Source organism: Synechococcales cyanobacterium T60_A2020_003, assembly GCA_015272205.1.
Lineage (GTDB): Bacteria > Cyanobacteriota > Cyanobacteriia > RECH01 > RECH01 > JACYMB01.
The window spans coordinates 1-3,902 of sequence record JACYMB010000354.1 but is presented as its reverse complement, the minus strand read 5'-3'; the positions used below and the strand labels follow the sequence as shown (position 1 = coordinate 3,902).

Here is a 3,902-nt window from a genome sequence, read left to right as displayed (position 1 = left end):
GCTATCATCGTCGTTCGATTGCTGAAACTACCATGTTCCGCTTTAAGACTATTTTTGGGGGCAATCTCAGTGCACGTCAATTTGACAATCAAGCCGTGGAATTGTTCATCAAATGTGTTGCGCTCAACCGCATGATTCAGATCGCTAAACCCGATAGCTACAAAGTCGAAGCTTAATACCCGGACGACCTCAAGGTGAGCCTGATCATCCTTCTAATCATGCAACAAAGCCGATACGCTGGATAATTCCGCCACATCGACCACCCTTGCCCTTGATACTCCATCGGTTCGCCATCGCTCCTTCTTCATGGATACGCTATTTCATGATGACGAGACGAAGGTGCATCCTAAAAGTGGCTTAGTCATCAACGGTCTCTCCCTTGAGAAACAAGCGTTTTTAATGACCATTGCCCAGGCAGAAGGCGCAACCTACACGACAATGTACGGGGGGAGTCAATTCACCGATTTTTCAAAGCACCCTCACCAATGTATCCCGATCAATCTGCCTGGATACGAGGGTATGTGCTCCGATGCGGCAGGCAAGTACCAATTCCTTAGCTCTACTTGGGCACTGCTTGGCCTACCTGACTTTAGCCCTGCCAATCAAGATCGCGGAGCTGTCATGCTGATTCAAGAGACAAACGCCTTCAACCTGCTGGAGCAAGGTGACATCGCAGGTGCGTTCTGCGCTGTGGGTGCAATTTGGGCGTCTTTACCCTGCAATGCCTACGGACAAAATCCAAAGTCCCTAGGGCTGCGGGTTGCAATGTATGGAGACAATTTGCAGCACCTCAAGTAACCATGCTGTATCAATTACAGGGCGTACGCACAATCTGCGCCATTCCAATGGTTTCGAGCGAGTTTTACATGGATCGCCTCCGGATAGAATCGCCCAACTGCGAAGTCCTAAATCTCTTGAATGCGGGCTACCCATGCAGCTCTGAAATCATGGACATTGCAACTCGTTTTCAGCTCAAAACTGCTATGACACATGCGGTGAGACAACGGATGAGCAGCATCACGTCCTTAAACTGTCCGGACGAGAGGGGCATGGAAGAGAAAACACTGCATCAGGAACCTATAGATTGGCGTTACCGTCCCTAAAGGTCTACAGAGACTCGTAAAAGCCACAGTGGGCATGTGCCTTACCCACAAGTTTTTGCAAAACATTAAGTAAGTGTAAAGGCGCGATGGTAAGATACCGTAGTTCTCTGTTTTTCCGATCCACATTCGTTAGTGCGTAAAGGCTAAGCTGCTGCATGTTGTTTTCTAAGTTGATTCGCTCTGTAACGCTTGCTTGTCTGCTGTCTGCATCGTCGGTGATTGCAGGTAGCCTATTGCGTCCGAGCACCGTGTTAGCACAAGATACGGAACTAGAACTCAAATCTGAACCCACAACGGTTGAAATCGAAGAAACACAAGAAGTCGTTGTGGACGATACGCGACCTTTAGCACAGGGCGTTCTCAGTGTTCAGGGCGGAGAGCGTTTGATGTCAGAAGCGAGTGACGCCATCTCCCAGCAAGATTACGACCTAGCGGTTCAAAAACTTCAAGAAGCGCGTCAGGTCTTCAATCAGCTTTCGAACTTTAATCAGCAACTCTCCAATAGCTTTTCTGGAATCGATAATCGTATTGCCGAAGACCTCCGGACGCAGGCCCTGGAAACGGCAGAAATGCGCGACCAAGCGACCTATCGTCTTGCGTTAGTCCACCGTGCCCAACAGAAGCCTGAACTGGCTGTTCCTTTGTTGATTCAAATTATCCAAAGCCAGAATCCAACCCGTGAACTGGGGCAACAGGCGTATCAACAGCTCTTTGAGTTGGGATTTGTTGATTCTGCCTATCCCCGCAATCAGTCGGACGAGTAGAACTTGACTCATCGCCAACGTGTTAAAGGCGATCGCCTTTGAACCCCGGTTTGGATGGTCGAGGGCGATCGCACCATGACTAAACATGCCTAATTTCGCGGATTGCCAATTCGCACAGGCAAAACGCATTTTGAAGACAACCATTGTCAGAATTAGGGACTGAATATCAGAAATTTTGAAGCTCTGCCAAAAATCTGGTCTTTGGAATGGATTATGATGCTTTAAGCGCGTATCCCATGGGCTTTAAGAATTAGTCCATACCTTTAGAGAAACGCTCCTCTGCGCGACTTTAACAACAGTAGTCAGTTTTTTGGCATCATGATGCGGCAACTCATGCGATCTATTCGATATCTGGCAAGCGATCGCGGTTTTCTGCGTGCTGTGGGGAAGTTGGAAGGCGTTGTTTCGAAGGCGGTGTCCCTGGCCATGATTGTGGTTGTGGTCGTCATCGTATTCGACCTTTACTTTTACCTCGTGCGCGATCTGTTCAATAACCCCTTTGGCTTCTTTTCAACCAGCTTGGTTGAAATTTTAGGTCTATTCCTGAGTGTCTTGATTGCCCTCGAAGTTCTAGAAAACATTACTGCCTATCTCCAAGAACACGTTGTTCAAGTTGAACTTGTAATTGCAACATCGTTAACGGCAGTCGCGCGGAAAATTATTATCTTTGATTTTGGTAAAAGTACTAGCGTTGAGCTCCTCGCACTTTCCGCTGGTATTTTTGCCTTATCGATTAGTTACCTTATTGTTCGTAACTCCACGAAGTAGCCTTTCGACATCGTTCTTTCCTATGGCCGATTCTAACCTTCAAGATCAGCAGCATCCCCAATGGGCAGGCGATCGCCGGATTGTTGACAATCTGCTTGCAGGCGAGGCCACGGATTTTAACCTGGCAGAACTTGCCCGTCTTCGTATCCGTTACCAGGGCTTTCCGGGTGCAAAGGATATTCAACAGGACTTAGATAAGGTGCTCAACCAGTGGCAGCTAACCGAGGACGAGTTATTTGCGAAAACCCGGCAGCTCCACCAAGGGCAGCACGTTTACCACACCAAGGATTCACGCCAAGAAGACTGGAGCTAATTCATCGTCTGTTTACTGCTTGACCACGGTGGCTAGGGCGATCGCCCGATCCGTGCAATTGGCAGAATACTGCCCCGACTCATACTGATCAACATGGCGGAAGATCGCAATCGGTGCCACAATTCGACAGCTAAAAAACTCGACGGCTGCCCGACCATCGGGAAACACCCGAACCCGGGGTGCCATTTCTGGGGGTGGCGGTTTTTTCCAATCGGGCTGGAGTTGGGTTGGTATCCTATCAATGAGTCGATGGTGTGCCCACCGTCGATGCTTCCCCTCGGCTCCAAATTCTAAAAACTCTCGCCGCAGGATCGAGGCGACTAAAAACGAGGCTGCAGAGCGATCGCCTTCCAATGCGGTGAAGAGATCGGGCAAGGCTCCTTGTGGCTTTGGCGGCGTATTTAAATCCCCCGCTTTTTCCAGCGCTGCTTCCAGTAAATCCGTTGTGCTTAGCTGTTCGGGCACAGCCCATATAACGCCCTTGAGCTCTTTATCTTCGGCACGGTATAGGTAGCTGACCAGTCGATATCCAGATTTTAACTTTAGCCCAGGTAACCGCACTAAGGCTGCCGCTGGATTGACGGCACTGACTAACCATTCGCCCGATTGGTTGAGACGCACGGCCTGGTTCTCCGATGCGCCGCCAAACTGAAACAAACTACCAAGGTCATCCAAACTTCCAGGTTCTGGGAGTTCGTCAGCGTCCTCAAACGTTTTTACAGAAGGGGGTTGCCGCTCTGAACTTGGTAAAACCAGAGCCTTTGTAATGTGCTGACGGATTTTCTGAATGGCTTCCAGGGGAAATTTCTGAATAGACATAAATGGGCGTGAGCAAGGATTGAATAGAAACGAGGTAGATGTAGTGAACCAGACCCATTCCAGGAGCTTATAGGATTCAATCTCGAGCGATCGCCTCTCCGAGCAATTGCAGACATCGCTGAACGACGTAATGGC

At 49.3% G+C, this 3,902-nt stretch carries 7 protein-coding genes; 6 read left to right on the top strand and 1 reads right to left on the bottom strand.

From position 1 onward, the window contains the following. The 6 genes from IGR76_17430 to IGR76_17405 all read left to right on the top strand — a co-directional run. On the top strand, positions 1-176 hold a 176-nt coding region (locus tag IGR76_17430; protein ID MBF2080242.1), incomplete at its 5' end, for an IS5/IS1182 family transposase. Positions 177-306: 130 nt separating this feature from the next. Beyond that, positions 307-798, top strand: a complete 492-nt coding sequence (locus IGR76_17425; protein ID MBF2080241.1) for a glycoside hydrolase family 104 protein — start codon at positions 307-309, stop codon at positions 796-798. A 2-nt stretch (positions 799-800) separates the two neighbouring features. Further along, positions 801-1,103, top strand: coding sequence for a hypothetical protein (locus IGR76_17420; GenBank protein ID MBF2080240.1), 303 nt, complete (start codon positions 801-803; stop codon positions 1,101-1,103). A gap of 155 nt (positions 1,104-1,258) precedes the next feature. Beyond that, entirely contained in the window at positions 1,259-1,867 is a 609-nt protein-coding gene (locus IGR76_17415; GenBank protein MBF2080239.1) for a hypothetical protein, read from the top strand. 321 nt (positions 1,868-2,188) lie between these two features. Continuing rightward, entirely contained in the window at positions 2,189-2,635 is a 447-nt protein-coding gene (locus IGR76_17410) for a phosphate-starvation-inducible PsiE family protein (GenBank protein ID MBF2080238.1), read from the top strand. Positions 2,636-2,657: 22 nt separating this feature from the next. Then, complete coding sequence (locus tag IGR76_17405) at positions 2,658-2,948, top strand: DUF3288 family protein (protein MBF2080237.1); 291 nt, start codon at positions 2,658-2,660, stop codon at positions 2,946-2,948. Between the two features lie 12 nt (positions 2,949-2,960). Here IGR76_17405 and IGR76_17400 read toward each other — a convergent pair whose 3' ends face one another. Further along, the gene (locus IGR76_17400; protein ID MBF2080236.1) at positions 2,961-3,767 is read right to left on the bottom strand and encodes a hypothetical protein; all 807 of its coding nucleotides are present in this window, start codon (positions 3,765-3,767) and stop codon (positions 2,961-2,963) included. Between the last annotated feature and the right edge of the window lie 135 nt (positions 3,768-3,902).